A 17,837-nucleotide genomic window follows, 5' to 3' on the forward strand; every position below is an offset into this window, starting at 1 on the left:
GCCTCATTGTTTCAGCTTCGCCTGCCGCTTACGGCGTGCTTCCGGCGCCCAGTCAAGGGCTCCCACGCGCCAAAGGTAGACAAGACCTGCCAACAGAATTGCTATGAAAATGAAAGCTTCGGCGAATCCGGTCCAGCCGCTTTCGCGGACGGACACAGACCAGGCAAACAGAAAGAGAGCTTCGATATCGAAGATCACGAAGAGCATCGCGACCAGATAGAATTTTGCCGACAGGCGCAGGCGCGCGCTGCCGGTGGGGAGCATGCCGGACTCGAACGGTTCGTTCTTGCTGCGGCCCCAGGCCTTGCTGCCCAGCAGACTCGAGAGCCCGAGCATGAAAGCGCACAGGCCGGCGACGCCCAGAAGGAAGATGGCAAAGCCCCAGTTGTGGGCAATGAGTCCTGTCGAATCGGGCATGCTCTGGATCCTTAACAGGGGCGGCAGACCCCTGTGCTTGAATGTAGTGTCGCAGTGACGATATGTCGCACTTCTGCTATCGCGCTGATTTTATGGGTAAACCGACTGCAAGTAAATTTAGTATGGCAAATTAATTCGTAGCATTACGCACATAGCCATCCTCAATCGGTCGCAAAGCACTGGCTACAGGGGATTGTAGAAGGTTTTGTCGAATGTGTTTTTCATTCGCTGCAATAGTCTCGGGATAGTAATGATAATTACTCTCATTATGACCAATCGCCTCGGATTACCTGGGTGGCGCTTTTTATCTCAATCTCGGCCGCCTGGTATTGCCACAGATCAACGCACTGGACGAGCCCATGGTTGAACGAGAATCGTTTGCATGCGGGCGCTCTTACTGTCGCCGCTCCCTTGATGACAAACAAAGTTGCACTTTTCGCTCATGGGCAGAGCTTTAAGACTCTTCTTATATAACAGTGTAGTGCCTTGCCCTATCTTGCCCCCGGCGCAGCTGCCGTCCGTAGTGGCTGCCGGATCGCCCGTATTGGGCTTCACACGTCTTGTATTGCAAGCACGTTCATTGGATGGGGTGTAAACATGTTTTTGCAAAAACTGCCAGCGGCAATCGTGCTGGGTATGGGCCTGGGTGCGTTCGCAAGTTCTGCATCGGCAGCCACGACCGCAGATTTTTCCATTACCGGGACTATCACTCCTACGGCATGTGATATCACACTTTCCAAGGCCAATCTGGAGTTGGGTCGGATCTCCACTTCGCAACTCAGCCCTGCCGGACAAACCACCGAACTCGCCAAACAGAATGTCGCCGTGCAGGTGATCTGCGAATCGGCTGCAAAGTTTGCCTTGAGCGCGGTCGATAACGCGACGGGCAGTGCATATGACTTGACTGATACTTCATTCGGTCTGGGCAAGACGCCGGCCAATGAAAAAATCGGCTACTTCAATATGCGTTTCGACGCCACCCGGCTGATGGGCAATGCGCAACCGGTGATAGGCTTGGCTTCTACCGATAAAGTCAGTTGGACCCCAGCGCTGACTACCCCCGGCGCCGGCAGCACCGTAGCCGGTCCGGCGATTGCCCATGGCTCGAACTACCTTGCGTTCACCGACTCCGGTGCTACCGCCGTCAAGAACCTGGCCCTGTTCGATGGGACCCTGGAAGTACGCACTTTTATCGCGCCTGCGGATGAGCTGACCCTCAGCAGCGATGTCAGTTTCGCAGGCTCGGCGACGATCGAACTGAACTACCTGTAATCATGCCTTTCGCCAAATCGATTCGCATGGCGGTAATAGGCGTCAGTCTGGAAGCGTTGCTCTGCACATCGGCGGCGCTGGCAGTAGATCTCTCCGTCAATGGCTCCATCGCTCCCGCGGCCTGTGCTATCGCGCTGTCCGAAAGCACCTTGACGCTGGGCAGGGTCACGCTGGCCGGCCTGGCTTCCGGCCATGGGAGCAATGAACTCGAGCAACAGAAGGTCGATATTCGGATCAACTGCGACGCCCCGGTCAGGTTCGCATTGAGCGCTGTCGACAATGCCATTGGCACGGCGTCTGACCCCTCGTCGACCTCGTTCGGCCTGGGTCGATCCGACTCCGGCGCAAGCATTGGTTATTTCAGCATGCGTTTCGATGCCGCCAGCCTGAAGGCCGACCGTCGCCCGATCACTGCGGTGAGGTCCACCGACAAGGCCAGTTGGTCAGCAGTTGGGTCAAGCTCGCAGGAGGGTGGCGCGGTCATTGGGCCGTCCATTGCCAAAGGGGTGTCCTACGTCGCTTTTGCCGAGCCAGGCACCCTGTCGATAAAGGCTATCGAGCATTTTGCCGGTGTGCTTGAAGTGCGTACTTTCATTGCACCGAACATAAATTCTAACGATGAAATCAGCTTCGCTGGGTCGGCCACGCTTGAAGTGTCTTACCTGTAACGCGATACAGATTCCATCGGCTCCAGACTATGAAAACGGACGAGTCGTCCCGTCCATCCTGCACATTCAACAAGGTATCTGTAATGAAGTTTTCGAAAAGTATCGTGGCCGGTTTGTCGCTCGGCCTGCTCTGCGGCGGCGCTCAGGCGGCGTCGGACGCAACGCTGGGCGTCAGTGGTTACCTGACGCCGTCTTCCTGCGATGTAACACTAGGGCTGGCAGACGGATCGCTGAGTTTCGGCATCCTGGCGTCAGGCGGCTTGAACAAAGACCAGCCTACCTTTCTGGATCGCAAGGATTTTCTGGTCACCGTAGCCTGCGGCTCGCCAGCAGCGGTGGGGTTGAAGCTGGTCGATGGGCGCAAGGCTAGCGCAGTGCCGAGCCTAGGTTTCGATGAAAGTGTTGTTTACGGACTAGGGTTTTCGGCGGATGGCAAAAAGATCGGCGGCTATGAAGCCGCTTTTTGGGGAATGACCGATGTCGGACAAATCGTCACGCCCATTTATTCCAATGCCTTGTTTGGCTGGTCCAAGGAGGCTTTTTTCAAGTTTACCCATAATCGTCTGATTTCCGCTGCCACCGAGAATCAGTTGCCACTGGCGCCGCGAAAGATCAGCCATCTTGAATTCACGACATCACTGTTGCCCGGTATTGCCCATGATCAGGGCCTGACCTTCAACGATGATATTCAGCTGGATGGCAGTGCAACGTTCGAGCTTACTTATCTTTAAGGTGGAGCGGGTTTTTCAGAGCTTGCCTTATATGGGCGTCTGATCTTGCTCGCTACTATTCGCCCCTTCGATATCAGCCTCCTGTATCGCGGCTGATTTCACGTGCGCCGAAGTTCGGCGCACGTCATTTGGATCAACAACCCATTCATGGTCATCCGCGCTTGCGTACAGCGCTGTGGATGGGGCTTCGACGCGCCCGATGGGCCGAGATCATCAGTATGAAATTATCTTCCCCTCTCGACACCTTTCCGCGTCTGGCCTGGGTTGCGTTGCTTGCTTCGGTGGGGCTTGCGCCCAGCGTGGCTGTAGCGGCAGGCATGGTTCCGGAGACGTCGGTGGTCATCGTCAACGAAGCCGAGGCCGAAGCCACCATAAAAGTGACCAACACGGATGCCCGGCCAGCCTTGCTGCATGTAAATCTGGAAAATATCCCGGAGGACGACCAACCGCTTTTATTGATCACTCCGCCTGTTTCTCGGGTCGAAGCGGGCAAATCCCAACTGGTACGCTTCATTCTGCGCACCGATGGCGGGCCATTGCGGACGCAGCGTCTCAAGCGCGTCACCTTCGAAGGGATCGCCCAGAGCGACCCTGCCCAAAAAGGCGTTGCGCGCATCGGCGTAGGGGTACGGCAGAATCTACCGGTCATCATTCACCCGAAGGGCCTGGCGGCCAATCGCGAGCCTTGGAAGGGGCTGCAGTGGAGTCAGAGCGACGGCAAGCTGACGGTGCGCAATGATACCGATTACGTGGTCCGCCTTTCACAGCAGTTGACGCTGCTGCCCATGGGAGTCGGCGCCCAGCTACCGCGCACTTATCTGCTGGCGCGTGAGCATCTGAGCATTGATCTGCCGGCGGCCGCATCCGGCGCTCAGCGCATTCGCCTGTACCCGGCGACGGTTTATGGCTATGCAGTGGACGCCTACGAGTCGCCCTTGAATTAATGAGCACAGCGACGTCCCGCCGTCACGATATGCGTGCAGTGCCATTGGCCGGACTGGTCCGCCGAGCCGCCTTCAAGGCCGGTTTTGCCGTCGCCGTCAGCCTTGCCTGGAGCGAGCTCAGGGCTGAGTCGGACGGCAGTGGCTTCGATATCGAACTGCTGCGCCAGCGGGGTATCGATCCACGCCTCGCCGAATATTTCAGTGCGGCTCCCCGTTTCACCCCCGGCGAGCACAAGGTCCGGTTGACGGTAAACGGCCAGGCTCGGGGCGTTGCCATCGTGCGCTTCGACCCCCAGGGTGAGCTTTGCTATGACCCTGGATTCCGGGCAGCGGCGGGTTTGCGAATGTCGGACAGCGATGCCCCAGGTGACTGTTCGGCCTTCATCAAGCGTCACGCATTGACTCAGGTGCAGCTGCGGCCCGATATCGGGGAGGTCGAGTTGGTGGTGCCCGCGGACGCACTCAGCGAAGTCGCGCGCGATCTCAGCGGTTTCAGCAGCGGCGGCACGGCAGGGCTGCTCAACTATGAGTGGCTGAGCATGGCCAACCGCTTCGCGGGCGGGCTGAGCCGCAATACGTCAGTCAAGACCGAAATGGGTTTCAATGCCGGGGACTGGATCGTACGCAGCCATCAGCTCTATAGCGCCGCCGATGGCGTGGGGCGCTTCCAGCACGTCAATGCCTATGCGCAGCGTACCTTCGCAGGATTGGGCGCGATAGTGCAGGTAGGGCAGATTCAGCTGACCAATCCGGTCCTGGGAGGCGCTCAGGTAATGGGGCTGCAGTTGCTCAATGAGCAAGCCTTGGCCCAGCAGGGTGGCAGCGCGCAGGTCGAAGGTATCGCTTTGGGACCGGCGCGTGTCGAGGTTCGGCAGATGAGCAGCCTGATTTACACCACCATCGTCCCAGGTGGCACCTTTGTGCTGCGTGATGTGCCACGCGTCAATCAACGCGCGGCGCTGGAAGTCACAGTGATCGAAGCCGATGGTTCGCGTCGCCAGTTCACTGTGTCGGCGACGCAGGCAGGCATGGATGACTTCAGCAGTGGGTACGCGGTCGGCGTTGGCCAGGTGCGAAATGTCACTGACGGCAGCTCGCCGACGGTCGCCAATGCCGGCTGGAAGGGGCGTGTGGGGCGGGACGCGAGCGTCAGTGTTGGGACCTTGGCATCGGCTGAGTACTTCTCGGCGGGGGCTGGCGTGGGGTACCGGCTCGGCACCGGAGCGCAGGCTCGCGCCGACCTGGTGGCAACCAACGCTGCGGGCGAAGGGGTCAGGGGCCTGCAGTCCCGACTTTCGCTGAGTCAAAGTCTCGGCCGCCGCTGGTTCCTGAGTGGGGCGGTGACGCAGCAGACGCAGGGTTATCGCGAGTTCCTCGATACCCGGTTCCGATCCTCGGACCAGGACGCTCTCTCGTCGCCCCGGAACCAGTGGAGCGCAGGTTTGGGCTGGGCCCACGAAGCGATCGGCAGCTGGAATACCAGCTACGCGCAATCAACCTCCTTCGATGGCAGCACCAGCAGTCGGGCCAGCGCGTCATGGGCGAAAACCTACAAGGGCGCCACGCTATCGGTGACCGCCGAGCGAGACCTCGGACGCCGAGGCGGCGCGCAAGACGACCGGGTCGCGACCACCGGCACGGCGTTGTACGCCACGGTCAGTATGCCCTTGGGTGGCGCTACCCGCCTGCGTACCAGCTATAGCGACAGCAATCAGCGCCGACGGCTATCTACCAGTGTAACCGCCGCGCCCAGTGATACTTTCAGCTATCGGCTGGGGGCTGAGCGCAATCTCACCAGTGGCCGCGACGGGTTTTCCACAGGCGTGTCGATGTTGCCGCGTTACGCGCAGGTCGACCTCGGCTACGCCGGCGACGGCGACCGAGAGCACAGTATCAGCGCAGCGTTGCGGGGCGCCCTGGTGGTGTCCGGTGAAGGCGTCATGACTTCCGCATACCCGCTCGGCGATACCTTCGCCCTGGTCACCGTCGGGGCGGTGCCGGGGGTCAAGCTCGATACCAGCAGCGGCCCGGTCTGGACCAATGGTTCGGGCGCAGCGGTGGTGCCACGCCTCAACGCCTATGCGCGCAGCAATGTCGAAGTGGCGCCGGGCTCTCTGCCGCGCAACGTCGATATCGGCGACGGCGTGCGCCAGGTCACAGCGGGGCGCGGCGCCGTTGAACGCATCGGCTTCAATGTGCTGGTCACCCGCCGAATCCTGCTGCAGGTCAGCGACGCCACGGGCGTTCGACTGCCCGCCGGCGCAGCGGTGGTGGATGCACAGGACGCTCCGGTAGGGATAGTGGACGCACAGGGCACGGTGTTCCTGGCGAATGCGATCAACCTTGGTCGGCTGTGGATCAGCGGGCCAGGGCTGGCTCGCTGCGAATTGCATTTCGAATTGCCCGAGCAGCCGGATGTCGAGGCTTATTACGAAACCGCATCGGCCGTGTGCCGTGCTTCCTGAGTTCACTACCGCTATGCAACGTACCGCTCACCCGATTTCCCGGAGAGTTCTCGGATCAGTGGCTGCTGCCCTGTTCGGGTCGTCTTCGGTATGGGCCGAATGTGCCCTTACGCTCAATGACACCCGCGTCGATTTCGGCGTTTTGCAACGCTATGCGCTGGGGATGCAGGATGCACAAGTTACCTTGGGCGAGCGCAGCCTGCGTCTTGGCCTGAACTGCACCAGCCCGCGGACCTTGACCTTGCATCTACGTGCGCCCGCGGCGGACAGCGAAAGTTTCAGGCTAGGTGATAACGGGGTCTATCAAGTGCGGCTGCGCGATGTGCTGCTGGATGGAGCGCCGGTGGACCTGGGCGAGGAGGGACCTGAGGCGCAGGCCGTCGGGCGCGCGAAAGCCGATGCCGACTGGCGACCTGGCCGTGGCCTGGTGCCCATGCGCGAGGGACGGGCTGTGCAGGGCAAGGCCTTGCAGGCACAGTTGGATATCACCGCGACGGCTCCTCGCGAAGCGCTGCGGGTGCGCGACGAGACGCTTTTGCATGCCGTGGCCATGCTCGACGTGCCTGAAGCTGACGTGCGTCGGGAACTCAGCCTGAGCTCGACCCTTCTGCCGGTTTCCTGCGAGCCGGTGCTCAGTGGTAACGGGCGGGTGGACTTCGGCAGGCGATCAGCCAGTGAATTGAGCCGGTCGCTGGAAACCGCCCTGCCTGCTCAGACGGTCGAACTCACGGTGACCTGTGATCGGCCGGCAATGATCGCCTTGCGCGTGCTGGATAACCGCGCCGGCACGGCTACCCTCGGCACCGAGGGTAGTTTCGGTCTGGGCCTCGCTCGCGGCAGGCGGATCGGTCGTTATGCGCTACGGCTTGAAGAGGCGCGGATCAATGGCTGGCCGGCGGTCTATGCCACGCGCAGTTGGTCTGCAGGTGCAAGCTGGAGCGCGGCGCAGGCGCTGGGTGTCGACTTGTCCACCCAAGCCTGGCTGGGTTTCAGCACAAGCCAGGGGGCTGTCAGCGGGCCGGAGGATCTGCAGCACCTGAGCGCTACGATATCCGTTGCCCCGTTCATTGCGCCCATCGGTGAGCTGGACGTCAGTGAACCCGTATCGCTGGACGGGTCTTCGACCCTGGAGATTCTGTACCTGTGAAGGAGTGATCACGCCATTGGCGAAACGGAAAACCGCCCTGCGTGGGGGCGGTTTTCGTTGCTACTCGGTATTGTTTAGTGGAACTGTTCTTCTTCGGTCGAGCCGGTCAGCGCCGTCACCGAAGACACACCCCCTTGGATCACCGTGGTCATGTCGTCGAAGTAGCCTGTCCCCACCTCCTGCTGGTGCGCCACGAAGGTGTAGCCCTTGGCGGCGTCGGCGAACTCCTGTTCCTGCAGTTTCACGTAGGCCGTCATGTCGTTGCGGGCGTAGTCATGAGCCAGGTTGAACATGCTGTGCCACATGTTGTGGATGCCGGCCAGGGTAATGAACTGATGCTTGTAGCCCATGGCCGACAGCTCGCGCTGGAATTTGGCGATGGTGGCGTCGTCGAGGTTCTTCTTCCAGTTGAACGACGGCGAGCAGTTGTACGACAGCAACTGGTCCGGGTATTCCTTCTTGATCGCTTCAGCGAAACGGCGGGCTTCGGCCAGGTCCGGTTTGGCGGTCTCGCACCAGATCAGATCGGCGTAGGGCGCATAGGCCAGGCCGCGAGCAATGGCCTGATCGAGGCCGGCGCGTACTTTGTAGAAGCCTTCGGGCGTACGTTGCCCGGTCACGAACGGCTGATCATAGGGGTCGCAATCCGACGTCAGCAGGTCGGCGGCGTTGGCATCGGTACGCGCGAGGATGATGGTCGGCACCCCGGCGACATCGGCGGCCAGGCGCGCGGCGATCAGCTTTTGCACGGCTTCCTGGGTCGGCACCAGCACCTTGCCACCCATGTGCCCGCATTTTTTCACCGATGCCAGCTGGTCTTCGAAGTGCACGCCCGCAGCGCCGGCTTCGATCATGCTCTTCATCAGTTCGTAGGCGTTGAGAACGCCCCCGAAGCCCGCTTCAGCATCGGCGACGATTGGCGCGAAGTAGTCGATATAGCCGTCATCGCCGGGGTTCTTGCCGGCTTTCCACTGGATCTGGTCGGCACGGCGGAACGAGTTGTTGATGCGCTTGACCACGGTCGGTACCGAGTCCACCGGATACAGCGACTGGTCGGGGTACATGGACTCGGCCGAGTTGTTGTCCGCTGCTACCTGCCAGCCCGACAGGTAGATGGCCTGAATCCCGGCCTTCACTTGCTGTACCGCCTGGCCGCCGGTGAGGGCACCCATGCAGTTGACGAAGTCTTTGTCGGGGCGGAAGGACGGCTTGGCGCCCTGGGTCACCAGGTTCCACAGTTTGTCGGCGCCCAGTCGGGCCAGGGTGTGCTCTGGCTGGATGGAGCCGCGAAGGCGGACGACGTCAGCAGCGTTGTAGGTGCGGGTCACGCCTTTCCAGCGTGGGTTTTGCGCCCAGTCTTTCTCGATAGCCGCTATTTGTTGTTCGCGTGTCTGTGCCATGGGGGAAACCTCGTCGCATAGGTCTGGGTGAAAAATCCATGCTCGATGCCGTGCCTTGACCACCTGGCCACGTCTGGCCGCACCCGAATCGGGTGGCCTGCGACGCGAAGACGAAGCCCTTGACGGGGCCGGAACAGCGAGAGCGAGGCCATCATGTCTTTGGATTTTTTGCCCGTCAAGCAATTTGTAGTGATTTTTTAAAGGCACTACATTTTCGCTTTATGCGACTGGCCGGTCATTTTAAGGCGAGTGAGTGGCGACCTTTTGACCGTGAAATGACCACCGGGTCAGTCGAGGGAATCGACCTTGACCCGCAATGTCGTGTCATTTCGGCCTTGGGTGGCGTAATTGCGGGTATAGCCCTGCTGGTTGAGTTGGCTTTGCTCATTGGTGCCGCCTAAAGTGATCCATTCGCCGAGGCGACCGCTGACCTGTGTGTCGGTGCTCTGGATTTTCACTACATCAGGGCTGCGCTCGCTCACGCGGTCATTGTTGGTGCTAATGCTCAGGTGCACGATGTCCCCGGTAACACTGGCGGTCACGTAGAAGCCCTGGGTGACATTGCGGTATTGGGTCTGCATCTGCGGCCGGCCGTATGCGTCAGGCTGGGTGGTGGTGAGGGGCACGCTTTCGCCCGTCTGGATCAGCGCCGGCACACCCTCGCTGGCTTGCACCTGCTGCACGCCGCCGGTGCGGTTGGCGGTGCTGTAGTTGATCACCCGGCCATGACCTTGCCCATTGACGCTGTAGCCATTGCCCCCGGCATTGTTGCTGTCGGAGGTATCGACGCTGATCAGCAGGCGCTTGGCGGCGACATCGAGCTGGCCCAGCAGGCCGCGCAGCGCATCGATCTTGTCGGGGGCAGCATTGACGATGAGTTGATTGCCATAGGCGCTGACCTTGCCATCCTGGCCAAGGAAGTTACGGGCCACTGGCAGCAATTCATCGCTGGTACGGTTATTGAGCTGCAGCACCTGAGTATCGGCCATGGCCGAGGCGCTGAGGGTAAGCAACAGGCAGGACAGCAAGGGACGAAGCGACATGTCCGATATCTCCGCGAAGGGGATAGTGATTATGGCGCATTCCAGAGACTAGCGGCGTGCACTTGTGGAGGGGGCTTGCCCCCGACGGGCTTCCAGTCACACCGATGGGGCTGGAGAATCCATCGGGGGCAAGCCCCCTCGCTACAGGTCGGGCTATTGGCTGGCCCGGAGCATGTCCACGTGCGGAATACCCGCTTCGAGGAATTCCTCGCTGACCACCTTGAAGCCCAAGCGCTCGTAGAACGCCGTGGCATGCACCTGAGCGCTGAGGGCTTGCTGCTTGAGCCCCCGACGTTCGGCTTCGTCGATGGCGGCGCGCATCAAGGCGTCGCCGACTTTCATCCCGCGCCAATCCTTGAGCACCGAGACGCGGCCAATGTGGCCGTCGGGCAGCAGACGTGCGGTACCGATGGCGAAATCGCCTTCCTCGGCCAGAAAGTGCACCGCGTCGGCGTCGTCATTGTCCCATTCCAGCTCGGGAGTGACCGCTTGTTCGGCGATGAAAACCGCCTCGCGAATGCGCCGAAGATCGGCGTTGTCTCTGTGCCAATCGGCGACTCTTACTTCGATTTTATTCATCGGCGAATCCCAGACTTCCTTGTTTGATCAGCTCGCAGAGCAGCAGGCGACCGTTTTCGTCCTGCAGCCATGGGCCGAGGTTGTCGATGTGCAAAGCATCCGCTGCACAGATCATTTTCAGCAGATCGCGCAAGTGACCCGGGAGCAGTCGGCTCTGACCGCTGGCAAACAGCAGCAGGTCGTCGTCGACTTCCGACCAGGCCAGGCGCGCGCTCGGGTTGCGGATCAGTATGGCGCCGTCTTCCAGGCCACCCAGCAGGTCTTCCTCTTCGACTTCCGTGCCCGCTACCAGTTCGGGGTAGCGCGGCTCGGTCATGAACTGGCCGAACCAGGTCAGCAGCAGGCGCTCGTCGCTCATGTGCTCGGCCAGCAGGCCTTTCAAGCGATCGAGGGCGTCGTGCTGAATCTGGTGCGGGTCGCTCACCGGCTTGGCGTCGGCATCGCTGTAGCGATCTTCGTCCGGCAGGAACTGGCTGAGGAAGTCGGTGAAGTGCGTCAGGACTTCAGCCGCGCTCGGTGCCCGGAAGCCGACGGAGTAGGTCATGCACTCATCCACGGCAACGCCACAGTGGGCGATACGCGGCGGCAGATACAGCATGTCGCCCGGCTCCAGTACCCATTCTTCGGCTTGTTCGAAGTCAGCGAGGATGCGCAGGTCGCTGTGTTCGATGAGCGGGCTGTCGGCGTTGCACATCTGGCCGATTTTCCAATTGCGCTTGCCGTGGCCCTGTAGCAGGAACACGTCGTAGTTGTCGAAATGCGGTCCGACGCCACCGCCGGGAGTGGCGTAGCTGATCATCACATCATCGATGCGCCAGCTTGGCAGGAAGCGAAATGGCTCCAGCAGTGCGGCGACTTCCGGTACGAATTGATCGACTGCCTGCACCAGCAAGGTCCATTCGGTTTCCGGGAGATCGCCATAGGTGTCTTCGGCGAACGGTCCGCGACGCATTTCCCAGGGGCGCTCACCGTTTTCGAGGACGATGCGCGACTCGACTTCTTCTTCCAGGCTCAGGCCGGCAAGTTCATCGGGGCTGATGGGGTTCTCGAAGTCGGTAAAGGCCTGGCGGATCAGCAGGGGTTTTTTCTGCCAGTAGTCACGCAGGAATTCTTGTGCCGTGAGGCCGCCCAGGAGTTGCAGTGGAATATCCGATTTCATGTGTAACCTATTGAAAATAAGCTTTTTTGTGGCGCCAATAAAAACGCCCGGCACTGCCGGGCGTGTCAACCAGGGGCTGGCGTGTCAGACGCGCTTGGCCTGGGCGGCAGCGTTGCCGATGTAGTTGGCCGGGGTGAGCTTTTTCAGCTCGGCCTTGGCGTCGGCGGGCATGTCGAGCCCGTCGATGAAGGTTTGCAGTGCTTCTGGGCCGATGCCCTTGCCGCGGGTCAGTTCTTTGAGCTTCTCGTACGGGTTCTCGATGTCGAAGCGACGCATGACGGTCTGGATCGGCTCGGCCAGGACTTCCCAGCAGGCGTCCAGATCGGCGGCGATCTTGACTTCGTTGATTTCCAGCTTGCTGATGCCCTTGAGGCTGGCTTCATAGGCAATCACGCTGTGGGCGAAGCCGACACCGAGGTTGCGCAGCACGGTGGAGTCGGTCAGATCGCGCTGCCAGCGGGAAACCGGCAGTTTGCTGGCCAGGTGCTGGAACAGGGCGTTGGCGATGCCGAGGTTGCCTTCGGAGTTTTCGAAGTCGATCGGGTTGACCTTGTGCGGCATGGTCGAGGAGCCGATTTCGCCTGCGATGGTGCGCTGCTTGAAGTAGCCCAGGGAGATGTAGCCCCAGATATCGCGATCGAAGTCGATCAGGATGGTATTGAAGCGGGCGATGGCGTCGAACAGCTCGGCGATGTAGTCGTGCGGTTCGATCTGCGTGGTGTACGGGTTGAAGCCCAGGCCCAGTTCGTCTTCGATGAAGGCGCGGGCGTTGGCTTCCCAGTCGATGGCAGGATAGGCCGACAGGTGGGCGTTGTAGTTGCCTACGGCACCGTTGATCTTGCCGAGCAGCGGCACGGCGGCCACTTGCGCGATCTGCCGCTCGAGGCGGTAGACGACGTTGGCCAGCTCTTTGCCCAGCGTGGTCGGCGAAGCGGGCTGACCGTGGGTGCGCGACAGCATCGGCACGTCGGCGAAGCGATGCGCGAGCTCGCGGATCGACTCGGCGATCTGGCGCATCAGCGGCAGCATCACGGTGTCGCGGCCTTCGCGCAGCATCAGGGCGTGGGACAGGTTGTTGATGTCCTCGCTGGTGCAGGCGAAGTGAATGAACTCGCTGACCTTGGCCAATTCCGGCAGCTTGGCCGCTTGCTCCTTGAGCAGGTACTCGATGGCCTTGACGTCGTGGTTGGTGGTGCGCTCGATCTCTTTCACGCGCTCGGCGTGTTCGAGGGCGAAGTCGCTGGCCAGAGCGTCGAGCAGGGCGTTGGCTTCGGCGGAGAACGCCGGCACTTCAGCGATTTGCGGGTGAGCGGCGAGGCGCTGGAGCCAGCGGACTTCGACCAGGGCGCGAAAACGGATCAGGCCGTATTCGCTGAAAATTGGGCGCAGTGCTTGAGTCTTGCCAGCGTAGCGGCCGTCTACAGGGGAAACCGCAGTGAGCGATGAAAGCAGCATGGGGCGTTCTCGGACAGTCGGGCACGAAATGGGGCGCGAATTATACATGAAAAAACCATATGAGGCGGCAGTGCCGTGCCGCCCGCGCGACTAAGGGTACATTCCCTGTAGCGAGGGGGCTTGCCCCCGATAGACCTTCCAGTCACATCGATGTGGCTGACAAGACGTCGGGGGCAAGCCCCCTCGCTACACGGGGTAACGATGTGTTTTAGCCGCGCAGCATCGGGTACAGCTCGCGCAACAGCTTGCGCCGGCTGATCACCAGTTGCCAGCGATGGCCGCCGAGCTGTCGCCACAGGCGTGCGCAGCGGATGCCGGCCAGCAGCAGGGCGCGGATCTTCGAGGCGTTGCTCGGCTGTTGCAGGTGGCGCATGTCGCCCTGTACCTGAATGCGCTGGCGCAGCGTGCTGAGGGTGTCCTGATACAGCGCGCCACTGGCGGCGATGACGTTCTCGTGGACCAGGCCGAAATGCTCCACCTGATTCTGGATCTGCGGTAGGCGTTTGCCGATGACGGCCAGCATGTCCTCGCGCTTGCCCAGTTGGCGCTCCAGGCCGAGCATCGACAGGGCGTAGCGCAGTGGTTCGCGCTGCAGGCTGTTGGGGTCGCGCTCCAGGGCACTGGCCAAGGCCCGATAGCCGTCGCGCAAGTACAGGTCGTTGCCGCCAAAGACGTCGAGGGTGTCCTTGGGATCGACCACCATCAGGCTACCGAGCATGCAGCGCAGGTCGCCTTCTGCCACCTGGCCGGTCTTGGCGATGCGATCGACCAGCACCGCCGCCTGGAACACGGCGCCCAGGGCCGTGAGTTGTTCCTGGGCCTGGGTCATGAGCGGGCTTCCTGGGCATCACCTTCCCTAGCATACCATGGCTCAGCCACTTCGATGACACCACCGCCCAGGCATACCTCGCCGTCGTAGAACACCACTGACTGGCCTGGGGTGACGGCGCGCTGTGGCTCATCGAACACCGCGCGATAACCGCTACTGGTCCGTTCCAGGGTGCACGCCTGGTCACCCTGGCGATAGCGGACCTTGGCGGTCAGGCGGCGCGGTTGGGCCAGATCGATCGGGTTGACCCAGAAGATTTCCGACGCCAGCAACGCGCGGGAGAACAGCCACGGGTGTTCGTTGCCCTGGCCGACGATCAGTTCGTTGTGTTCCAGGTCCTTGACCAGCACGTACCACGGGTCGTCGCCGGCATCCTTCAAGCCGCCGATGCCCAGGCCCTGACGCTGGCCGATGGTGTGATACATCAGGCCGGCATGGCGGCCGATCACTTCGCCACGGGTGGTCTTGATCTCGCCCGGTTGCGCAGGCAGGTACTGCTTGAGGAAGTCGGTAAAGCGCCGCTCGCCGATAAAGCAGATACCGGTGGAGTCCTTTTTCTTCGCGGTGGCCAGCCCGTGTTTCTCGGCGATGGCACGTACTTCAGGCTTTTCCAGCTCGCCGACCGGGAACAGAGTGCGGGCAATCTGCTCGCCGCCGACGGCGTGCAGGAAGTAGCTCTGGTCCTTGTTCGGGTCCAGGCCCTTGAGCAGCTCGGTGCGACCATCGAGATCGCGGCGGCGCACATAGTGGCCGGTGGCGATCAGATCGGCGCCCAGCGTCAGGGCGTAGTCGAGGAACGCCTTGAACTTGATTTCCCGGTTGCAGAGGATGTCCGGATTGGGCGTGCGACCGGCCTTGTACTCTTCCAGGAAGTGTTCGAAGACATGGTCCCAGTACTCGGCGGCGAAGTTGGCGGTGTGCAGCTTGATGCCGATGCGGTCGCACACGGCCTGCGCGTCGGCGAGGTCTTCGCGGGCGGTGCAGTATTCGGTGCCATCGTCTTCTTCCCAGTTCTTCATGAACAGGCCTTCGACCTGATAGCCCTGCTCCATGAGCAGAACGGCAGAAACGGAAGAGTCCACGCCGCCGGACATGCCGACGATCACGCGCTGGGTTGCTGGGGCTGAGTCGCGCATAGGTATGAGCTGTGTGTCTGCGAAAAGGGGGCGATTCTAGCAGGGTGGGGGCGGCATGGCCAAAGGTGTAGTGTCATGGGGGATTCGAGCTGGCGCGACCGGCCTATCCGCGGGCAAGCCCTGCTCCCACAAGTGTATGCCTGTGGGAGCAGGGCTTGCCCGCGAATAGGCCGACAGCCAAAACACAAAACCCCGGCACGGTGGCCGGGGTTCTGGATATTGCCTAAAGCATTACGACGCCAGCGAATCGATCGCGGCGTTGAGCGTGGCGCTCGGGCGCATGGCCTGGCGAGTCAGCTCTGGGTTGGTGCGGTAGTAGCCTTGGATATCCACTGGCTTGCCCTGCACGCTGTTCAACTCGGTGACGATTTTCGCCTCGTTGTCGGACAAGGTCTTGGCCACGGCGCTGAACTGCTTTTGCAACTCGGCGTCGTCGGTCTGGGCCGCCAGGGCTTCAGCCCAGTACAACGCCAGATAGAAGTGGCTGCCGCGGTTGTCGATGTTGCCGACCTTGCGCGATGGCGACTTGTTGTTGTCGAGGAACTTGCCGGTGGCCTGATCCAGCGTCTTGGCCAACACCAGCGCCTTGCTGTTGTTGTAGGTAGTCCCCAAGTGCTCCAGGGACGCTGCCAGGGCGAGGAACTCACCCAGGGAATCCCAGCGCAGGAAGTTCTCTTCGACCAGTTGCTGAACGTGCTTGGGCGCCGAGCCGCCAGCGCCGGTTTCGAACAGGCCGCCACCGTTCATCAGCGGCACGATCGACAGCATCTTGGCCGAGGTGCCCAGTTCCATGATCGGGAACAGGTCGGTCAGGTAGTCGCGCAGCACGTTGCCGGTCACCGAGATGGTGTCCTTGCCAGCGCGGATGCGCTCCAGCGACAAGGCCATGGCATCGACCGGAGCCAGGATACGGATGTCCAGGCCGGAGGTGTCGTGGTCCTTGAGGTAGGTTTCGACTTTCTTGATGACCTGAGCGTCATGGGCGCGAGCCGGGTCGAGCCAGAACACCGCCGGGGTGTTGGAGGCACGAGCGCGGTTGACGGCCAGCTTGACCCAATCCTGGATCGGCGCGTCCTTGACCTGGCACATGCGCCAGATGTCGCCTGCTTCGACCTTCTGCTCCATCAGCACAGCGCCGCTGGTGTCGGTCACGCGCACGGTGCCGGTGGTTTCGATCTGGAAGGTCTTGTCGTGCGAACCGTATTCTTCGGCTTTTTGCGCCATCAGGCCGACGTTCGGGACCGTACCCATGGTGGTAGGGTCGAAGGCGCCGTGCTTCTTGCAGTCTTCTATGACCGCTTGATAGATGGTGGCGTAGCAACGGTCCGGGATCAGCGCCTTGGTGTCCTGCAACTGGCCTTCGGCGTTCCACATCTTGCCCGAGTCACGGATCATGGCCGGCATCGAGGCGTCGACGATAACGTCGCTGGGCACGTGCAGGTTGGTGATGCCTTTGTCGGAGTTGACCATCGCCAGCGGCGGACGCGTGGCGTAGACGGCCTTGATGTCGGCTTCGATTTCGTCCTGTTGGGCTTGCGGCAGCGCCTTGATGCGCGAGTACAGGTCGCCGATGCCGTTGTTCAGGTTGAAGCCGATCTGCTTGAGCACGGCTTCGTGCTTGGCGAGGGCGTCCTTGTAGTATTCGGCTACGACCTGGCCGAACAGAATCGGGTCGGAGACCTTCATCATGGTCGCTTTCAGGTGGACCGACAGCAGCACGCCCAGCTTCTTGGCATCTTCGATCTCGGCGGCAACGAAAGCGCGCAGCGCCTTTTTGCTGATGGTCGAGCTGTCGATGATCTCGCCGGCCTTGACTGCGGTCTTTTCCTTCAGCACGGTGGTCGAGCCGTCTTGGGCGACCAGTTCGATCTTGACGCTGCCAGCGTCCTTGATCAGCACCGATTGCTCGCTGCCGTAGAAGTCACCGCTGCTCATGTGAGCCACGTGGGATTTCGAATCGCTGCTCCAGGCGCCCATCTTGTGCGGGTGCTTGCGCGCGTAGTTCTTGACCGACAGCGGCGCACGACGATCGGAGTTGCCTTCGCGCAGTACCGGGTTCACGGCGCTGCCCTTTATCTTGTCGTAACGGGCTTTGGCGTCCTTGTCGGCGTCGGTAGTCGGCACCTCGGGGTAGTCGGGGATGTCGAAGCCCTGGTCTTGCAGTTCCTTGATCGCGCCCTTGAGCTGGGGCACCGAAGCGCTGATGTTCGGCAGCTTGATGATGTTGGCTTCGGGGGTGTTGGCCAGTTCGCCCAGTTCGGCGAGATGGTCGCCCACGCGCTGCTCGGCGGTCAGCTTTTCCGGGAAGCTGGCGAGGATGCGGCCGGCCAGGGAAATGTCGCGGGTCTCGACTTCGATGTCAGCGAACGCAGTGTAAGCCTCGATGATCGGCAGCAGGGAGTAGGTGGCGAGTGCGGGAGCTTCGTCGGTGAAGGTGTAGATGATCTTCGAACGGGTGGGCATATTCGGATTAACTCTCTTCTTTGCTGAGCATGCACAGAACCTCGAGATGCGCAGGGTAGGCGCTTTCGGTCCACGGGCAACAATGAGCCGAAAGTCGAGGATTCATCGCGTTGATGTTTTTTGCATCAG

General features: G+C 61.3%; 15 protein-coding genes. 6 read left to right on the forward strand and 9 right to left on the reverse strand.

Going from position 1 to position 17,837, the window contains the following annotated elements; genetic code table 11:
* Positions 1 to 3: 3 nt before the first annotated feature.
* The gene (locus AC3WJP_RS04495) at positions 4 to 417 is read right to left on the reverse strand and encodes an NADH-quinone oxidoreductase subunit A (RefSeq protein ID WP_493720030.1); all 414 of its coding nucleotides are present in this window, start codon (positions 415 to 417) and stop codon (positions 4 to 6) included.
* Between the two features lie 597 nt (positions 418 to 1,014).
* Here AC3WJP_RS04495 and AC3WJP_RS04500 point away from each other — a divergent pair.
* From AC3WJP_RS04500 to AC3WJP_RS04525, 6 genes are all read left to right on the forward strand, one after another.
* Positions 1,015 to 1,689 carry a DUF1120 domain-containing protein gene (locus tag AC3WJP_RS04500; protein ID WP_493720031.1) on the forward strand — a complete coding sequence of 225 codons (675 nt, stop codon included), beginning with the start codon at positions 1,015 to 1,017 and terminating at the stop codon, positions 1,687 to 1,689.
* Positions 1,690 to 1,691: 2 nt separating this feature from the next.
* A complete protein-coding gene (locus AC3WJP_RS04505; RefSeq protein WP_493720032.1) occupies positions 1,692 to 2,357 on the forward strand; it encodes a DUF1120 domain-containing protein in 666 nt (221 codons plus the stop codon).
* 83 nt (positions 2,358 to 2,440) lie between these two features.
* Complete coding sequence (locus AC3WJP_RS04510) at positions 2,441 to 3,088, forward strand: DUF1120 domain-containing protein (protein ID WP_493720033.1); 648 nt, start codon at positions 2,441 to 2,443, stop codon at positions 3,086 to 3,088.
* A gap of 218 nt (positions 3,089 to 3,306) precedes the next feature.
* Entirely contained in the window at positions 3,307 to 4,032 is a 726-nt protein-coding gene (locus AC3WJP_RS04515) for a fimbria/pilus chaperone family protein (RefSeq protein ID WP_493720034.1), read from the forward strand.
* Positions 4,033 to 4,070: 38 nt separating this feature from the next.
* Positions 4,071 to 6,497, forward strand: a complete 2,427-nt coding sequence (locus tag AC3WJP_RS04520) for a fimbria/pilus outer membrane usher protein (protein WP_493720035.1) — start codon at positions 4,071 to 4,073, stop codon at positions 6,495 to 6,497.
* 58 nt (positions 6,498 to 6,555) lie between these two features.
* Positions 6,556 to 7,644, forward strand: coding sequence for a DUF1120 domain-containing protein (locus tag AC3WJP_RS04525; RefSeq protein WP_493720036.1), 1,089 nt, complete (start codon positions 6,556 to 6,558; stop codon positions 7,642 to 7,644).
* A gap of 74 nt (positions 7,645 to 7,718) precedes the next feature.
* On the opposite strand, the gene aceA is transcribed toward AC3WJP_RS04525, so the two are convergent.
* From aceA to AC3WJP_RS04565, 8 genes are all read right to left on the reverse strand, one after another.
* Positions 7,719 to 9,044: an isocitrate lyase gene (gene aceA / locus AC3WJP_RS04530; protein WP_493720037.1), complete on the reverse strand. Its 1,326-nt coding sequence runs from the start codon at positions 9,042 to 9,044 to the stop codon at positions 7,719 to 7,721.
* Between the two features lie 287 nt (positions 9,045 to 9,331).
* A complete protein-coding gene (locus AC3WJP_RS04535; RefSeq protein WP_493720038.1) occupies positions 9,332 to 10,087 on the reverse strand; it encodes a secretin N-terminal domain-containing protein in 756 nt (251 codons plus the stop codon).
* 153 nt (positions 10,088 to 10,240) lie between these two features.
* Positions 10,241 to 10,666: a GNAT family N-acetyltransferase gene (locus AC3WJP_RS04540; protein ID WP_493720039.1), complete on the reverse strand. Its 426-nt coding sequence runs from the start codon at positions 10,664 to 10,666 to the stop codon at positions 10,241 to 10,243.
* On the reverse strand, positions 10,659 to 11,825 hold the full coding sequence (locus tag AC3WJP_RS04545; protein WP_493720040.1) for a ribosomal protein uL16 3-hydroxylase: 1,167 nt from the start codon (positions 11,823 to 11,825) through the stop codon (positions 10,659 to 10,661). Before AC3WJP_RS04545 ends, AC3WJP_RS04540 begins: the two co-directional genes overlap by 8 nt.
* Before the next feature lie 84 nt (positions 11,826 to 11,909).
* Entirely contained in the window at positions 11,910 to 13,280 is a 1,371-nt protein-coding gene (gene purB / locus AC3WJP_RS04550) for an adenylosuccinate lyase (protein ID WP_493720041.1), read from the reverse strand.
* Between the two features lie 208 nt (positions 13,281 to 13,488).
* The gene (gene hflD, locus AC3WJP_RS04555; RefSeq protein WP_493720042.1) at positions 13,489 to 14,109 is read right to left on the reverse strand and encodes a high frequency lysogenization protein HflD; all 621 of its coding nucleotides are present in this window, start codon (positions 14,107 to 14,109) and stop codon (positions 13,489 to 13,491) included.
* Positions 14,106 to 15,245, reverse strand: a complete 1,140-nt coding sequence (gene mnmA, locus AC3WJP_RS04560; protein WP_493720043.1) for a tRNA 2-thiouridine(34) synthase MnmA — start codon at positions 15,243 to 15,245, stop codon at positions 14,106 to 14,108. Before mnmA ends, hflD begins: the two co-directional genes overlap by 4 nt.
* Before the next feature lie 231 nt (positions 15,246 to 15,476).
* Entirely contained in the window at positions 15,477 to 17,708 is a 2,232-nt protein-coding gene (locus AC3WJP_RS04565; protein ID WP_493720044.1) for an NADP-dependent isocitrate dehydrogenase, read from the reverse strand.
* Between the last annotated feature and the right edge of the window lie 129 nt (positions 17,709 to 17,837).

The organism is Pseudomonas sp. GW821-FHT01A09, assembly GCF_058986725.1.

Coding starts and splice junctions, on each gene's coding strand:
- AC3WJP_RS04495 (WP_493720030.1), bottom strand. CDS start 417: ATGCCCGATTCGACAGGACTCATTGCCCACAACTGGGGCTTTGCCATC.
- AC3WJP_RS04500 (WP_493720031.1), top strand. CDS start 1,015: ATGTTTTTGCAAAAACTGCCAGCGGCAATCGTGCTGGGTATGGGCCTG.
- AC3WJP_RS04505 (WP_493720032.1), top strand. CDS start 1,692: ATGCCTTTCGCCAAATCGATTCGCATGGCGGTAATAGGCGTCAGTCTG.
- AC3WJP_RS04510 (WP_493720033.1), top strand. CDS start 2,441: ATGAAGTTTTCGAAAAGTATCGTGGCCGGTTTGTCGCTCGGCCTGCTC.
- AC3WJP_RS04515 (WP_493720034.1), top strand. CDS start 3,307: ATGAAATTATCTTCCCCTCTCGACACCTTTCCGCGTCTGGCCTGGGTT.
- aceA (WP_493720037.1), bottom strand. CDS start 9,044: ATGGCACAGACACGCGAACAACAAATAGCGGCTATCGAGAAAGACTGG.
- AC3WJP_RS04535 (WP_493720038.1), bottom strand. CDS start 10,087: ATGTCGCTTCGTCCCTTGCTGTCCTGCCTGTTGCTTACCCTCAGCGCC.
- AC3WJP_RS04540 (WP_493720039.1), bottom strand. CDS start 10,666: ATGAATAAAATCGAAGTAAGAGTCGCCGATTGGCACAGAGACAACGCC.
- AC3WJP_RS04545 (WP_493720040.1), bottom strand. CDS start 11,825: ATGAAATCGGATATTCCACTGCAACTCCTGGGCGGCCTCACGGCACAA.
- purB (WP_493720041.1), bottom strand. CDS start 13,280: ATGCTGCTTTCATCGCTCACTGCGGTTTCCCCTGTAGACGGCCGCTAC.
- hflD (WP_493720042.1), bottom strand. CDS start 14,109: ATGACCCAGGCCCAGGAACAACTCACGGCCCTGGGCGCCGTGTTCCAG.
- mnmA (WP_493720043.1), bottom strand. CDS start 15,245: ATGCGCGACTCAGCCCCAGCAACCCAGCGCGTGATCGTCGGCATGTCC.
- AC3WJP_RS04565 (WP_493720044.1), bottom strand. CDS start 17,708: ATGCCCACCCGTTCGAAGATCATCTACACCTTCACCGACGAAGCTCCC.